The organism is Burkholderia sp. JP2-270 (genome assembly GCF_003233675.1).
Lineage (GTDB): Bacteria > Pseudomonadota > Gammaproteobacteria > Burkholderiales > Burkholderiaceae > Burkholderia > Burkholderia pyrrocinia_C.
Window position 1 is genome coordinate 3,066,738 of record NZ_CP029824.1, and the last position, 15,376, is coordinate 3,082,113.

Annotated in this window: 15 protein-coding genes and 1 pseudogene; 4 read left to right on the forward strand and 12 right to left on the reverse strand. The window is 67.5% G+C overall.

Annotation, left to right across the window (positions count from 1 at the left end; all coding sequences use genetic code 11):
• Positions 1-63: 63 nt before the first annotated feature.
• From DM992_RS14480 to DM992_RS14500, 4 genes are all read right to left on the reverse strand, one after another.
• A complete protein-coding gene (locus DM992_RS14480; RefSeq protein WP_111015365.1) occupies positions 64-1,284 on the reverse strand; it encodes an ISL3 family transposase in 1,221 nt (406 codons plus the stop codon).
• A 142-nt stretch (positions 1,285-1,426) separates the two neighbouring features.
• Positions 1,427-1,897 carry an NUDIX hydrolase gene (locus DM992_RS14490; RefSeq protein ID WP_111017298.1) on the reverse strand — a complete coding sequence of 157 codons (471 nt, stop codon included), beginning with the start codon at positions 1,895-1,897 and terminating at the stop codon, positions 1,427-1,429.
• Positions 1,898-1,908: 11 nt separating this feature from the next.
• Positions 1,909-2,295: an RT0821/Lpp0805 family surface protein gene (locus DM992_RS14495; RefSeq protein WP_111017939.1), complete on the reverse strand. Its 387-nt coding sequence runs from the start codon at positions 2,293-2,295 to the stop codon at positions 1,909-1,911.
• A gap of 108 nt (positions 2,296-2,403) precedes the next feature.
• Positions 2,404-3,744 (reverse strand): cytochrome c peroxidase, encoded by a 1,341-nt coding sequence (locus DM992_RS14500; protein WP_111017299.1) that lies wholly within the window; start codon positions 3,742-3,744, stop codon positions 2,404-2,406.
• 221 nt (positions 3,745-3,965) lie between these two features.
• Here DM992_RS14500 and DM992_RS14505 point away from each other — a divergent pair, with 221 nt between their 5' ends.
• Positions 3,966-5,552, forward strand: coding sequence for an acid phosphatase (locus DM992_RS14505; protein ID WP_162631659.1), 1,587 nt, complete (start codon positions 3,966-3,968; stop codon positions 5,550-5,552).
• A gap of 106 nt (positions 5,553-5,658) precedes the next feature.
• Here DM992_RS14505 and DM992_RS14510 read toward each other — a convergent pair whose 3' ends face one another.
• The 6 genes from DM992_RS14510 to DM992_RS14535 all read right to left on the reverse strand — a co-directional run bounded on the left by DM992_RS14510 (position 5,659) and on the right by DM992_RS14535 (position 11,386).
• Positions 5,659-7,113, reverse strand: coding sequence for an alginate export family protein (locus tag DM992_RS14510; RefSeq protein ID WP_239511286.1), 1,455 nt, complete (start codon positions 7,111-7,113; stop codon positions 5,659-5,661).
• Positions 7,114-7,214: 101 nt separating this feature from the next.
• Complete coding sequence (locus tag DM992_RS14515; protein ID WP_111017301.1) at positions 7,215-7,910, reverse strand: YoaK family protein; 696 nt, start codon at positions 7,908-7,910, stop codon at positions 7,215-7,217.
• The gene (locus tag DM992_RS14520) at positions 7,907-8,821 is read right to left on the reverse strand and encodes a glyoxalase (RefSeq protein ID WP_111017302.1); all 915 of its coding nucleotides are present in this window, start codon (positions 8,819-8,821) and stop codon (positions 7,907-7,909) included. Before DM992_RS14520 ends, DM992_RS14515 begins: the two co-directional genes overlap by 4 nt.
• Positions 8,822-8,847: 26 nt before the next feature.
• Positions 8,848-9,309, reverse strand: a complete 462-nt coding sequence (locus DM992_RS14525) for a DoxX family protein (protein WP_111017303.1) — start codon at positions 9,307-9,309, stop codon at positions 8,848-8,850.
• A 1-nt stretch (position 9,310) separates the two neighbouring features.
• Positions 9,311-11,200 (reverse strand): amidohydrolase, encoded by a 1,890-nt coding sequence (locus tag DM992_RS14530; RefSeq protein ID WP_111017304.1) that lies wholly within the window; start codon positions 11,198-11,200, stop codon positions 9,311-9,313.
• A gap of 18 nt (positions 11,201-11,218) precedes the next feature.
• Positions 11,219-11,386 (reverse strand): DUF1427 family protein, encoded by a 168-nt coding sequence (locus tag DM992_RS14535; protein WP_111017305.1) that lies wholly within the window; start codon positions 11,384-11,386, stop codon positions 11,219-11,221.
• Between the two features lie 126 nt (positions 11,387-11,512).
• On the opposite strand from DM992_RS14535, the gene DM992_RS14540 reads away from it, so the two are divergent.
• Positions 11,513-12,436 (forward strand): LysR family transcriptional regulator, encoded by a 924-nt coding sequence (locus tag DM992_RS14540; protein WP_111017306.1) that lies wholly within the window; start codon positions 11,513-11,515, stop codon positions 12,434-12,436.
• Positions 12,437-12,501: 65 nt separating this feature from the next.
• On the opposite strand, the pseudogene DM992_RS14545 reads toward DM992_RS14540, so the two are convergent.
• Positions 12,502-13,187 (reverse strand): annotated as a pseudogene (locus DM992_RS14545) (hydrolase).
• Entirely contained in the window at positions 13,168-13,446 is a 279-nt protein-coding gene (locus DM992_RS41685) for a hypothetical protein (protein ID WP_162631660.1), read from the reverse strand. Before DM992_RS41685 ends, DM992_RS14545 begins: the two are co-directional and overlap by 20 nt.
• A gap of 22 nt (positions 13,447-13,468) precedes the next feature.
• Between DM992_RS41685 and DM992_RS14550 the strand changes: the two genes are divergently transcribed.
• Both DM992_RS14550 and DM992_RS14555 read left to right on the forward strand, forming a co-directional pair.
• Positions 13,469-13,729 carry a XapX domain-containing protein gene (locus DM992_RS14550; protein WP_072435775.1) on the forward strand — a complete coding sequence of 87 codons (261 nt, stop codon included), beginning with the start codon at positions 13,469-13,471 and terminating at the stop codon, positions 13,727-13,729.
• 25 nt (positions 13,730-13,754) lie between these two features.
• Complete coding sequence (locus DM992_RS14555; protein ID WP_111017307.1) at positions 13,755-15,335, forward strand: sodium:proton antiporter; 1,581 nt, start codon at positions 13,755-13,757, stop codon at positions 15,333-15,335.
• Positions 15,336-15,376 lie beyond the last annotated feature (41 nt).

Genomic DNA, 15,376 nt, shown 5'->3' on the forward strand with positions numbered 1-15,376 from the left:
CGGCCTCGGGCCGACGTCGCGCGACCATGAAAAAACCGGCTCGAGGGCCGGTTTTTTATTGGTTCATCGAGGATTACCGGGGAACGCGGCGCGGATCTTGAGGAAGAAGTATTCCTCGTCGCGGTACCCGTAAGCCCTGCGTTTGATGACCTTGATGGTGTTGTTGATGCCTTCGACGACGCTGGTATTGAGCGGATGGCGGCAGCGGGCGAGGATGCCGTGCCAATAACCCTGCAGACGCTGAGCAAACAGTTGCAGCGCGGCAATCCCGCTTTGCCGGGCTTGCTCGATCCATTGCTCCCAGGCTTTCTGCGCCCAAGCTGGCTTCTGGTAGAACCAGAGCCGTTTGAGTTCGTCGCGTAGCAGGTAGACGCACAACAACGGCTGATTGGCGGCCAGCAGTTCCTTCAGATGCACGGCCTGTTCCTGCTTCAGGTTGCGGCGGTTGCGCAGCAGCAGCCATCGACTGGACTTCAGAACCTTCCGGGCCGGCCGGTCATGGCGTAGCTGATTGGCCTGATCCACCCGTACCCGATCGATCACCTCGCGCCCGTACTTGGCGACGACGTGGAACAGGTCGTAGACCACCTCGGCTTGCGGACACTGCGCCTTGATCTCCAGCTCGTAGGCCGTGGTCATGTCAATCGCGACCGCTTCGATGCGCTCGGCGACGCCTGCGGGAAGTTGTTCGAAGAAGGCCCTGGCCGTCTCGCGAGAGCGCCCCTGTCCGATCCAGAGCACTTGCCGGCCGATCGGATCGACCACCACCGTGGCGTAGCGATGGCCTTTATGGAGCGCGAACTCGTCCATCGCCAGATAGCGGATCGTTGACCAGTCCGGCTCGGCCACGCGTGCGCGTAAGCGCATCTTGTCGATCGATTTGACCGTATGCCAGCCCAGGTCGTAGAAGGCCGCTACCGCCTGCACGCTGGCCGCTTGCAGCAGCTTCTCGCAGGCCTTGGCGAATCGCTCGGTCACCCGCTGGTAGCGGCCCAGCCAGTCCAGCTTCTCCAGCCTCGGCCCGCCGCAGCGTTCGCACCAGACCCGGCGACGAGGCACATGCAACACCACCCGGTACTCGAACAGCGGCAGATCGCGCACGCGCCGCACCGTCGTTTCATGAGTCTGCTGGCAACGCGCTCCGCATTGTTCGCAGTACATGACCTTGCTGACCGGCTTCAAGTACAGCGACAGCGTGCGGCTATCGCCCTCCGGCCACTCCACCCGCTCCAGCCGATAGCCTGTCCAGCAACCCAGTGCCTGAAGTGCCTTGCGATCGAGCAATTCTTCCTCCTGACCTCCATAAAGTCAGGCGTCAGGTTACGCAATCGCTCTCCAAGGCTCCACGGTTTCCTGCGATGAACCTTTTTATTGCATGCATCGAAGCGGAGCCATGCAACGCAGCGGCGGAAGCCAGCGCGTTCCTTCATGCGCCCGACAACCGCCGATGCAGTTCCGCGAGCGACAGCTTCGTGCGGAACAAGCGCGCGAGGCTGCGACTCGCATACGTGTCGATATCGCCCGGCGCGGTCCAGCGATACGCATCCATCTCGGGAATCATCGAACCGTCGCGACGGCTCGGGAACAGCGACGTGCACGTGCACAGCGCGGGATCGATCTCGCCGTCCGCCACCTGCACCGCGAACAGGTGCAGGTCCTTGTCGTGCCGGTACGCGAAGCGGCCGAGATCGAGCAGCCGGGCCGGCGCGAATTCGATGCCGGTTTCCTCGAGCAGCTCACGCAGCGCCGCGTCGGCCGGCGTCTCGCCGGGCTCGCCCTGCCCCTTCGGGATATCCCAGTGCGTGGTATCCGTCGCGTGCGCGAGGAACACGCGGCCGGCCGCATCGAGGATCACGACGCCGCACGACACCGTGCGCGGCGCGTCGCCCCGCTTCATCACACGCGTGCTCAGCGCTTCTGCAACTGCCACTTGCCCGCGGCCGTCTTGCAGTAGACCGGCTTGAGCGTCATCGACTGGCCCTTCGCGGTGATGTCGGTGGTGATTTCGCGGCAGGTCTTGCCGTCCGTCTCGGTCGTGGTCGGCGTGAGCTTCGCTTCGATCTGCGTGCGGCTGCCGCTGTTCTGCCACGTCGTCGTCTCGCCGTCCTTGCCTTCGTCACGCACCTTCGCGGCAGCCTTCGACAGCGACGCGGTGTCGGCCTTGCTGAAATAGCTGAGCGGCGTGTCGTTCAGGAAGTTCAGGTTGTTCTGCGCGTGGGCGGGCAGCATCGCGGCAACGCACGCGGCGCCGGCCAGCACACGCGTGACGACGGAAAGGGATGCACGCATCGACATGTTGTTCTCCTTGGATGTTCGATCGAACGGCGCGGCGCATGCCGGCGAACCGGCACGCGCCACGCCCGTCAGCGAGCGAGCATAGCATGCGTGCCGCATGCGACGCTTTTAGCGGGCCGCCTGCGTCGACCCGGGTTGATATCCGTCAGTCAACGTGCCCAGGAACGCGATCACGTCCTTGATCTCGGCCGCGTTCAGCGCCGGCTGCTCGCCGCGCTTGCGGTCGAACGGCGGTTCGCGGTTGATGTTCGGCCAGTAGCGCTTCGGCAGGTCGTCGTAGATCTGCACCTTGCCGTGCACGACCGGGTAGAACTTCTCCGGATGAATGTCGCGCTCGACGTAGAAGCGCATCACGTCCTCGAGCGAGTGATACACGCCGTTGTGGAAGAACGTCTTGCGCAGCGCGACGTTGCGCAGCGACGGCGTGCGGAACAACCCGCAGAATTCGTCGCGGCCCTTCAGGTCGGTGCGCTCGGGGCCGCACGCGCCGAGATCGTGAAAGCGCGGGTCGCGGTTGACGGGCAGCGCGCGGTTGCGCGGCACCGCGATCGCGATCAGCCCGAAGTCGCTGAACTGCGGCGGGCCGCCTTCGAGCGTGCGCTGGCTGATGTGGCAGCTCGCGCAGTTGCCCTTCTTCTCGTCGTTGAACAGTTGCAGACCGTGCAGCTCGGCGGGCGTGAGCTGCGCGCGGCCGGCCAGGTACGCGTCGTACTTGCTCGTGTACGGATCGAACAGCGCCGGCTGCTGCTGGAACGCATCTAGCGCACGCAACACCGCGTCGAAGGCGGCCTGATCGTCGCCGAGCACCCGCTCGCCGAATGCCTTGCGGAACGCGTCCGCATACGGCGCCGCGCGCACCGCCTGTGCAACCCGCGCCGGCGAGCTGCTCATCTCGAACGGCGACAGCAGTGGAATGCGCGCCTGCGCGTCGCGCGTGTCGACGCGGCCGTCCCAGGTCAGCCCGCCGGTCGGGCCCGCGTCGATGCTTTCGTCGCCCTCGTCGGGCGAATCGTGGAAGTGCTCGCTGAACGGCGGGATGCCGCGCAAGTACTTCAGCGACGGCGCCGCGCGGAACCCGGTGCGATGCATGTCGTCGCCGCCGAGTTGCACCGACAGCGCGTTCGGCGGCCCGAACGCATGTTCGGCGCTGTGGCACGTCGCGCACGCGAGCTTGCCGGAGCCCGACAGCGACGGATCGAAAAACAGTTGCTTGCCGAGCGCCGTCATCTGCTTCACGCCCTCGAACACCTGCGCACGCGTCTGCGGCTGGCTGGCCGGCGCGACCGCCGGCGCGGCCTGGGCGGCCGGCACGACGGATGCGGCCGGCGAACTCGCGCCGGGACGCGCATCGCAACCGGCCAGCGCCGCGAGCCCGGCAGCCAGCGCCAGGGCCGCCGCGGCTTGGATCAACGATCGCGCGGACGCAAAGGATTTCGGGGTGGTGGGCATCGTCGTTCTATGGGTAGCGGTGGGCAATCGGCCGGAGCTTATGTCAGTTCCGTGACCATCGCGTGACGTTCCGCCGACAGTCAATTGAAAGCGCCCCTACACCCGCCTGTCAAACGGGTTCCAGATAATGCGCGCAGCCGGTCGGCGCCCGGCGCCTGTCGCGCCGGCACTACGCCAACCCGGTTCCCACACGCGACCAACGACGAAAGAGAGAACATCGCATGAAGAAGCACGCCTGGATTCGCTATACGCCGATCGCCCTCGCGGCCGCGCTCAGCCTGACCGCCTGCGGCGGCGACGACGTCACGCAACAGGGCCTGTCGGCCGTCAAGAACGTTGTCGTGATCTATGCGGAAAACCGCAGCTTCGACAACCTGTACGGCAACTTCCCGGGCGCGAACGGTCTGCAGAACGCGACGGCCGCGAACTCGGTGCAGAAGGATCGCGACGGCTCGACGATGGCGACGCTGCCGAAGGTCTGGGGCGGTCTGACCGCGACCGGCATCACGCCGGCGCTCACCGAGGCGATGACGGCGAACCTGCCGAACGCGCCGTTCGCGATCGACGATCCGAAAGGCTTCAACCAGCCGATGAGCATCGCGACGCGCGACATCGTGCACCGCTTCTACCAGGACCAGATGCAAATCAACGGCGGCAAGAACGACATGTACGCCGCGTGGACCGATGCCGGCGGCCTGACGATGGGCCACTACACGCCGGACCCGTCGAAGCTGCCGCTGTGGAAGATCGCGCAGCAGTACGTGCTCGCCGACAACTTCTTCATGGGCGCGTTCGGCGGCTCGTTCCTGAACCACCAGTACCTGATCTGCGCGTGCGCGCCGTTCTATGCGAACGCGAACACGAGCCCCGCGGCAGGCAAGATCGCCGTCCTGAACGCGGACGGCAAGTCGCTGAAGGTCGCCGCGAATTCGCCCGCGTCCGCGCTGAGCGGCCCGCCGAAGTTCGTCAACGACGGCGCGATCACACCCGACTTCTTCGCGGTCAACACGATGCAGCCGCCGTATCAGCCGAGCGGCAACAAGGCGGCCACGGGCGGCGACCCGCTGCTCGCCGACCCGGCCAACGCGTCGACGATGCCGCCGCAGACGGCCACCAACATCGGCGACCTGCTGACCAATGCGAACGTGTCGTGGGCATGGTATAGCGGCGCGTGGGGCCAGGCGCTGCAGGCGAGCCAGAACGGCACGTCGAACGTGATCTACGGCGCCGACCTGTCGACGCCGAACTTCCAGCCGCACCACCAGCCGTTCAACTACTTCGCGAACCAGGCGCCGGGCACCGCGAACCGCGCGCAGCACCTGCTCGACGGCGGCGCGAACGGCGCCGAGTTCATCAAGGCGATCGACGCGGGCGCGCTGCCGGCGGTGACGTTCTACAAGCCGCAGGGCAACCTGAACGAGCACCCGGGCTACACGGACGTCACGTCGGGCGACCAGCACATCGCCGACGTGATCGCGCACCTGCAGGCGAGCCCGCAGTGGAAGAACATGGTCGTGGTCGTCACGTACGACGAAAACGGCGGCTTCTGGGATCACGCCGCGCCGCCGACCGCCGACCGCTGGGGTCCGGGCACGCGCATTCCGGCGCTGATCGTGTCGCCGTATGCGAAGAAGGGCTTCGTCGACCACACGCAGTACGACACGGGCTCGATCCTGCGCTTCATCACGCGCCGCTACTCGCTGCCGCGCCTCGCGGGCCTGCAACAGCGCGACGACGCGCTGAAGGCCAACGGCGCGCAGCCGATGGGCGACCTGACCAACGCGCTCACGCTGTCGCCGAACCTGTAACGGCATCGCGACGAACGGGCCGGCGGCGCGGCCGGCCCGGACGAACGAAGGGCGGCTTCATGGCCGCCCTTTTTTCACGAGTGCGTGCCGTTGTCGCGCCCCTTCGTCACCAGCCGTACTTGAGCTCGACGCCGACATAGTCGGCGTTGTGTCCGCCCGCCTGCCGGATCGCGTCGCCGACCTGGAAATGCACGGCTTCGATCGCGCCGATCAGGTTCGCGGCGATCGTCCAGTCGGCCCGCAGCTGCACGTACATCCCCGTCCACAACCCGCCCTTGCCGGCCGTGCCCGGCACCACGGCGTTGCCCTGCTGGTAGACCGCGTCGCCGGTCGTCTCGCGCCACTGGAAACCGAGCGCGCCGAGCAGCGCCAGGTTCGGCGACGGCTTCAGCGTCACCGACGGCTTCACGTGGATCAGGTTCGAGTAACCGGTGAAGCCCGCGAGCGTGAAGTAATAGCCGTTCGGAAACAGCGGATTGAAGGTGCCGATGCGTCCGTCGTGCGGATGCCGGTCGCCCGAAGCCGCATCGACCTGCAGCGCGACGCGCGGCGACCACGGTGCGTCGAGCCGGTAGCCTGCGATCGAGCCGAGCGCCCACGCACGGATCGAGCTGCTGCCGACCGTCCCCGTCTGCAGCATCGTTTCGAGATCCCAGTCGAAGCGGCCCTGCGTGCCCGTGTAGCGCAGGTCCCACACGTCGCGGCGTTCGGCGCCGCTCGCATCGAGAAAGCGCGCATTGCTGCGGTTGTAGCGCGACCAGTAGCCCGACAGGTCGCCGGGCCCGACCGCCTGCCGCTCGAAGCGCACGCCGCTGAACGTGAGGTCGCGGTTCGACACGTCGTCGAACGCGGACACGGTGCGGTTCTGCACGGGCTGCGTCGCATACGCGATGAAGCGCCACTTTTGATATTCGTAGTCGGCCCACAGCGCATCGAACGCCTGCCGCACGTTCGGGCCGTCGCGCGCGGCGATGAAACGCTGCAAGTCGAACGCCATCTCCTGCCGGCCGACGCGGAACTTGAACGTGCCGCCGCCGAGCGCCCCCGTGTAGGTCGCGAATGCCTGTTCGAGATCGAGCGGGTTCCTGTCGACCGGCGAGATCGTGTTCTTGCCGAACGCACGGTCGTCCTGCAACTGCACGAAGAACTGCCAGTGCTGGCCGAGATGCGCATCGGCATGCACTTCGACGCGCTGGATCAGGTACGTGTCCGATTGCGCGGAGCCGATCCCGAACAACGGCGCGTCGTTGGTCTCGAGGCGCTCGCGCAGGTTCACGCCGAGCGAAAGATAGGAGGACGGATCGTTGCCGAGCGGGATGTATTTCAACCCGTCGAGCGGCGCGCGCGGCACGCACGGATTCGCGAGCACCGACCAGTCTTCCTGCCAGCGGTTGAACAGCACGGTCGGCCGCTTGGCCGTGCACGTCGATGCGGGTGCGCTGTCGGCCGCCGCCGGTGCAGTCGCCGTGTCCGCGAACGCCGCATCGGCACCCGCGAGCAGCAGCCCCGCGACAACCGACGCGCGGGCAACCCGGTCGAAGCGGCTGCCTCGGGTCGTCACGGCACGCTGCCCGATGGTCGCGGCCGTCCATTCGCGACCGCGTGCATCGGTCCGGCCCGCTCGCCCGCCGCGATCGCGACGCGTCCCTCTATGCCGCACGATCATGCATGCTCCTGCGTGCCGGTACGGGCGGACACCCCCGCGCATGCCGCCAGCACCGCGAGCGTGCCGGCGGGCACAAGCAGCGCCCAGAACCCGACTTGGCGAAAACCCAGCGCGCCGCATATCGCGCCGAGCGCGAACGCGACGATCGCCGGCAGCATCTTCGCGAAGCGCGCGCGTGCCGTCGTGCGCACGCTGTCGGCCGTGCCGGCGGACAGCAGGTCGACGACATCGAGGATCGCCTGCGTGACGTTGCCGGTCATCACCGTGTTCGGCACGCCGGCGCGCGCGATCACGCGCGGATGCGCGTTCTGCACGCCCATCGCGAACGTGCCGACGAAACCGGCCACCAGCACCGGCAGGCTGTCGGATTGCGTGACGGGCGTCGCCCACACGCCGGCCGCGCAGAAGCCGAGCAGCAGTACGGCCTGCACCGTATGCAGGGCTCGCGCGCCCTGCCATGCGGGCCGCGCGGAAAGCGCGCGCGCAATCAGGCTGCTCGCGACGACGCCGCACACGAACGCAGGAAACACGCTGAGCTTCAGCAGGATGCCCTGCCCGAACCCCGCGACGCCCGCGCCGATCAGCACGAAGTTGCCCGTCACGTGCGCGGTGAACAGCCCGAACAACGCGACGAAGCTCAGCGTATCGACGAAGCCGGCCACCGCGGAAAGGATCGTGTCTTCGTGCTTCATCGCGCCGCGCTCGCGTGGATCTCGGCGACGTAGCCGCCCGGGAACTGCACGAGCGCCGCATCGCGCCCGTCCGCCGTATACGACGGCACCAGCACGGTCACGCCCGCGGCCTGCGCCTGCTTCAGCGTCGCGGCCAGATCCGGCACTTCGTAGCCGGTCATCTCGTGTCCGTACGGGTACGGCAGTTGGCCGTCCGTCACGAGCACGGTCATCTTGCCGAAGCCCGACGTGATGCGAATGCGGCGATAGGTGTCGTTCGGCCGGCCGATCTCGATGCCGGGCGCCTTGAGGTTGTCGGACACCACCTTGCCGTTCGAGAACTTGACGAAATCATGGACGAACTTGCGCACGCTCTGCGGCGACACATACACGCGGTTCTCGGGGATCGTCTGCAGCGCCGCGTAGTTCGGCGCCTGCGTGTGCCAGTACAGCTGCATCTTCACGCCGCCCGTCCACGCGATCACCGCATCGCGGCCGATCGGATCGGGGAACGTGTCGACGATCACTTCCGCGCCATGCTCGCGCGCCACCTTCATCGCCGCATCCATGTCGGTGACGAGATAACCCGTGCGCTCCGCGCCGAACGGCCAGGGCACGGGCGTCTTGAAGCCGAACACGGAGATCGTGCCCGCCGGCGTGAATACGAGTTGCGACATCGTCTGGCTCGGGGTCGGCGTGACCTGGAACACGCCCTGCTTCGACTTGCTGCCGCCGAACGTCGCGACGAAGCTGTCGGTGAAGCGATCGAAATCCTCGGGGGCGACGTATACGTGCGTCGTGTCGTATTGCGGCCCGACGGCAAGCGTCGGCGTGGCCGCCGGCGGCACGGGCGGCTTTGCGTACGACGCCGGCGCCGCGACGAGGCCGGCGGCGATCGCAAGCGCGAGCAAGGCGGAACGAATCGTTTTCATCACAGGATTTCCTTGTTGTTTCATCGTCATCGAGTGGTACGGCCGTCGCCGGCCGGATGCTTCGCATCGGCGAGCACGGTCGCGAGCACGAGTGCGGCGATCAGCCCGAGATGCTCGAAAAAGCTGTTGAGCGCCATGAAATGCTCGGCGCCCGTGCGGTTCCAGAAGTCGTTCGCCACCGCCATCGCGACCAGCGTCAGCATGCCGAGGGCGCCGGCGCCGAGCCACGTGAAGCGGTTCAATACCACGCACAGCGAGCCGGCGATCTCGACCGTGATCGCGAGCGCCGCCCAGAACGCGGGCGGATGCAGGCCGAAATGCGCCTGCTCGGCGACCGCGCCGTCGAAATCCAGCGCCTTCGCGACGCCGCCGATCAGGTAGGCGGACACCAGCGCGAGGCGCACGAGCGGCAGGACCCACGGCTGCGCCAGCAGCGCGCGGACCCACGCCGGGTTGGCGAAGCCGCCGGAGTTGATCGGGGCCGCCATATCAGACCGCCCAGCACGAACAACCGAACGCGCCCCAGAAGCCCTTCGCGTCCGACGTCGGCAATGCACTGCCCCATGCGCTCGCATGCGCATGCGCGTGCACGTTGCATGCGCTCGCGCAACCGCACATCGCGGCGGCCGCCGCACGCTGCAGCGGTGCGCCGTTGCGCTGCGTCGCGCCCCAGCCGCCGTAGCCGCCGTACTCGCGCACCGGCGACCAGTCCGGCATCGCGGGCGGAATCGGCGCATCGTGCGACGCGAACGGCCCCGCGCCCCATACGATCTTGCCGCCGACCACCGTCAGCAATGCGGTCGTATCCACGATATCGTCCTCCGCGCATGTGAAGAAATCGCGATCCGGGACCATCAGGTCGGCAAGTTGCCCGACCGCGATGCGCCCTTTCTTCCCCTCTTCGTTCGAAAACCACGTCACGTATTCGGTCCACATCCGAAGTGCGGTCTCGCGATCGAGCAGGTTGCGCTGCGGGTACATCCGCAACCCGCCGACCGTCTTGCCCGTCACGAGCCACGCGAGCGACACCCACGGGTTGTACGACGCGACGCGCGTCGCGTCGGTGCCGGCCGAGACCTTGAGCCCCTTGTCGAGCATCTTCGCGACGGGCGGCGTCGCTTCGGCCGCCTGCGCGCCGTAGCGCTCGACGAAGTATTCGCCCTGGTACGCCATCCGGTGCTGCACCGCAACACCGCCACCGAGCGCCGCGATTCGATCCATCGATTTTTCCGAGATCGTTTCCGCATGATCGAAGAACCAGTTCAACCCGTCGAGCGGAATTTCGCGGTTCACCTTTTCGAACACGTCGAGCGCACGGCTAATCGTTTCGTCGTAGGTCGCATGCATGCGCCACGGCCAGCGGTTCTGTGCGAGCACGCGCACGACGCCTTCGAGATCGTCTTCCATCTGCGCCGGCAGATCGGGACGCGCGACGCGGAAATCCTCGAAGTCGGCCGCCGAGAACACCAGCATCTCGCCCGCGCCGTTGTTGCGGAAATAGTCGGTGCCGTCGTGATACTTGACGCTCTTGGTCCAGTTCACGAAGTCTTCCTTCTCGGCGTTCGGCTTCTGCGTGAACAGGTTGTACGCGATCCGGATCGTCATCTCGCCCGCGTCGTGCAGCTTGCGGATCACCTCGTAATCGTCAGGATAATTCTGCGAACCGCCGCCCGCATCGATCACGCCCGTCACGCCGAGGCGGTTCAGTTCGCGCATGAAGTGGCGCGTCGAGTTGTACTGGTATTCGAACGGCAGCTTCGGCCCCTTCGCGAGTGTCGCGTAGAGGATCGTCGCGTTCGGGTTCGCGAGCAGCAGCCCGGTCGGATTGCCCGCGGCGTCGCGCAGGATCGTGCCGCCCGGCGGCTCGGGCGTATCCTTCGTGTAGCCGACCACGCGCAGCGCGGCCGCGTTCAGCAGCGCGCGGTCGTACAGGTGCAGGATGAACACCGGCGTATCGGGCGCGGCCGCGTTGAGTTCCTCGATCGTCGGCAGGCGCTTCTCGGCAAACTGGTGCTCGGTGAAGCCGCCGACCACGCGCACCCATTGCGGCGCCGGCGTGATCGCGACCTGCCGCCTGAGCATGTCCATTGCGACCGCGAGCGACGGAACGCCGTCCCAGCGCAGCTCCATGTTGTAGTTCAGGCCGCCGCGAATCACGTGGCAGTGGTTGTCGATCAGGCCCGGCAGCACGGCGCGGCCGTCGAGATCGACGACCTTCGTCGCGCGGCCCGCGAGCGGCACGATCTCCGCATTGCCGCCGACCGCGACGAAGCGGCCGTCCTTGATCGCGACGGCGGTGGCGACGGGGTTCGCACGATCGAGCGTCGTGATGCGCCCGTTGTGCAGGATGAGATCGGGTTGAGTATCGATTGCGCTCATGAAGTGTCCTCGATGCGGTCAGAAGCCGAGCCAGTGACGGACCGGCGCGATGCCGCCTGCGCCGATCAGCATGCCGGCGAGGCCGACCAGCGCGATCAGCGGCGGTGCCGGCGAGCGCACCTTGATCACGCTGTACACGACGCCGATCAGCACGCCGGCGCCCAACGAAAGTAGATAAGATTCCATAACGATTTTTCTCCCTGGCCGGATTAGAATCAGCTGCATCGAGCGCCCGCCTTCGCGGTGCATCGCATCGGCGGCACGACCCGCTGCCGCCGAACCGGTTTCGCTTCCCTGCCCCCCGTTCCGACCATGCAACACCTTCCTGATCTCGAAGCCTGGGCCATCTTTGCCCGTGTCGCGGAAACCGGTTCGTTCGCGAAGGCCGCCGACCTGCTCGGCGTGTCGCAACCGACCGTGTCGAAGGCGATCGCGCGCCTGGAAAAGCGTCTCGGCGCGATGCTGCTGTACCGCACGTCGCGCAAGCTGTCGCTCACGCCGACCGGCGAACTGCTGCGCGACCGCGCGATCCGCCTGCTCGCCGATGCGGAGCTGATCGAGAGCGAAGCGTCCGCGCACGCGCTCGAACCGCACGGCCTCGTGCGCGTGAATGCGCCGATGTCGTTCGGGGTGCGCCATCTGTCACCGGTGCTGCCCGCGTTTCTCGAGCGCTACCCGCGCGTCGACATCGACCTCGTGCTCACCGATCACATCGTCGACATCGTGTCCGGCGGCTTCGACGTCGCGGTCCGCATCGCGGAGCTCAGCGATTCGTCGCTGCGCTCGCGCCGGCTCTGCGCGGTGCGCCGGCCGCTCGTCGCAGCGCCCGCGTATCTCGACCGGCGCGGCCGCCCCGCGCACCCGCGCGAGCTCGAACAGCACGTGTGCCTCGCCTATACGAACCTGCCGACGCCCGAGCACTGGCGCTTTCGTCACCCGGCATCGGGCGAGGAGGTCGGCGTGTCCGTGCACGGCCGCATCCGCACCAACAACGCGGACGTGATCGTCCCCGCGCTCGTCGCCGGACACGGCCTCGCGCTGCAGCCCGAGTTCCTGGTGTGGGAAGAGATGCAGCGCGGCGAGCTCGAGGAAGTAATGGGCGACTGGAAGATCGCCGACATCAACGTCAACCTCGTCACACCGCCCGGCATGCTGCGCGCCGCGCGCGTGACGGTGCTGCTCGAGTTCCTCGCCGAACACTTCTCGCACGCGCCGTGGGCGCTGCCGGTGGCCTGAACCCGCGGCGGCCGACGGCAGGCGATCGCCGCGTCCATCGCGACGATCGCGGCAGGGGCGGCCCGTTACTTCGCCGGTACGGGCGGGATCGACTCGTGCGGCGTCAACGTACGCTCGGCCGCCTTGTGGACCATCGTGTACGCGTAATCGACGCCCATCCCGTACGCGCCCGAGTGCTCCTTCGCGATCGCCATCACGGCGTCGTAAGTCTCGCGGTGTGCCCAGTCGCGCTGCCACTCGAGCAGGACCTGCTGCCACGTGACCGGCACCACGCCGGCCTGCACCATCCGCTGCATCGCGAAATCGTGCGCGGCCTGCGACGTGCCGCCCGATGCGTCGGCGACCATGTAGATTTCGTAGTCCCCTTCGAGCATCGCGCACAGCGCGAACGTCGTATTGCAGACCTCCGTCCACAGGCCCGACACGACCACCTTCTTGCGGCCGTTTGCGGCAAGCGCGTCGCGCACCTTCTGGTCGTCCCACGAGTTCATCGACGTGCGCTCGAGCGTCTTCTGGTTCGGGAACACGTCGAGCAGCTCGGGATAGGTGTGACCCGAGAAGCTCTCGGATTCCACCGTCGTGATCGTGGTCGGGATGTTGAACACCTTCGCGGCCTTCGCGAGCCCGACGACGTTGTTCTTCAGCGCCTGGCGGTCGATCGACTGCACTCCGAACGCCATCTGCGGCTGCTGGTCGATGAAGATCAGCTGGCTGTTCTGGGGGTGAGTACTTCAAGCTTCGGGTTGCTCATGGCGCGTGTCGTCCTGTGAACGGAAAAAGGAGGGCCTGCCTCGACCGTCGAAACGGGAGGCGCCGGGCGTGAATTGCGCCGGATCGGGATCGTCATCCGGCTCGCAGTATTTAATCTGCAAACGCGCGGCGCGAACACCCAAGAAACGGAATCGATCCGATTCCGGAATCGATACCCGTTCGAGGCCGCCCGCCCTTTTTTTCTTCACGCAAACCCGATACGCTTTCGGGATCTTGACGGCGTGCCCTGCGCCGCCCATCGGCCATCACGGAATGCTCACCATGAAACCGTATTTCCTGTCGCTGCTCGCCGGCATCCTCGCCGGTGTCATCTACGGTGCGCTCGGCGTGAATTCGCCGGCGCCGCCGATCATCGCGCTCACCGGCCTGCTCGGCATGCTGGCCGGCGAACAGATCCTGCCCGTCGCGCGCCGGATGCTTTCCGGACACCGGCTTAATACCGCGTGGCGCGACGCGCAATGCAGCCAGCACATGTTCGGCGCGCTGCCGGGCGGCGCCGCGAACGACCGCAAGCCGTCGTGATGCACACCGTCGCCGCAGGCCGCGCATGACCAACGTCGAGCTGTTCCATTACCTGCTGCTGTTGATCTGCGGCGCGGGCGCGCTCACGTGGCTCGCCGAACGAATCTCGATTCCGCCGGCCGTCGTGCTGCTGCTCGGCGGCTGCGCGGTGGCGGTCGCCGGCAAGCGCGTGCCCGACATGGACCCGGCGCTGCTGCTCGCGGCCGTACTGCCGCCGCTGCTGATGTCGAGCGGGTTCTACACCGCGTGGAAGGAATTCAGGCAGGAGCTCGCATCGATCGCGTCGCTCGCGCTCGGCGCAGTGGCGTTCACGACCGTCGCGGTCGCCGTGGCCGTGCATGCGGCAAACCCGGCGCTGCCGTGGGCCGCGTGCTTCACGCTCGGCGCGATCGTGTCGCCGCCCGACGCGGTCGCCGCGAAGGCGATCCTGCAGCGCTACCCGCTGCCTGCGCGGCTCGTCGCGGTGCTCGAAGGCGAAAGCCTCGTCAACGATGCATCGGGCCTGCTGCTGTACCAGATGGCCGTGTCGGCCGCGCTCGCCGTGTCGATCACGGCCGCGAGCGCCACCGGCCTGTTCTTCTCGCTGACGCTGATCGGCATCGCGGTTGGCCTCGCATGCGGCCACGCGATGTGCTGGGTGCTGCCGCGCCTGCGCGACCCGATGCTCGGCATCGTCGTGACCTTCGCGATGGCGTGGGGCAGCTACGGGATCGCGGAAGCCGTCGACGGCTCGGGCGTGCTGTCGGTGGTGACCTGCGGCCTCGTGCTCGGCGTGCGCCAGCATCGCGTGTTCGACGCCGACCTGCGAATCAAGGCGAAAGCGACGTGGGAAGCGATCGTGTTCGTGCTCGACGCGCTCGTGTTCATCCTGATCGGTCTCGCGCTGCACGCGATCCTCGCGCGCGTGAACCACGAAGGCGCGGTGCTGATGGCCGGCCTGCGCGTCGCGCTGCCCGCCACCGCCGCCGCGATCGGGGCGCGCGTCGTGTGGGTGTTCGTCGCGATGTGGCTGCCCGGACGCCTGCGCGCGCCGCGCGCGGGCCATGCGCGGTGGTCGTGGCGCGAAGCGGTCGTGCTCGGCTGGTCGGGCATGCGCGGCGTCGTGAGCCTCGCGGCCGCGATCGCGCTGCCGAGCAACTTCCCCGGCCGCGACCTGATCCTGTTCAGCACGTTCCTGCTGATCATCGCGACGCTCGTCGTGCAGGGCGGCACGCTCGCGCCGCTGATCCGCGTGCTGAAGCTGCGCCCGGCCGCGCGGCACACGATGTCCGAGCACGCGGTGCGCGCGCATACGTTCGGCGCGGCACTCGCCGAACTCGACGCGCTCGAGCAGCGCGGGTCGAACCTCGAGCGCCCTTCGCTCGACCGCCTGCTCGCCGAATACCGGAACCGCGTCACGTTCAACGAACGCGCACATCGGCATGGCGCCGAACCGGCCGACATGCGCGCGCGGATGCTGCGCGTCGAACTCGAACTCGTCGGCGTGTCGCGCCAGGCACTGCTCGACCTGCATCGCGACGGCAAGGTCGACGACACGGTGCTGCACCGGATCGAATCGGAGCTCGATTTCGAGGAACTGCGGCTGCAGCGGCTGCTCGAACCGTAACGTCCGGCCACGCCGCCGGCCCTCCCCTTTCCCCCATGGAA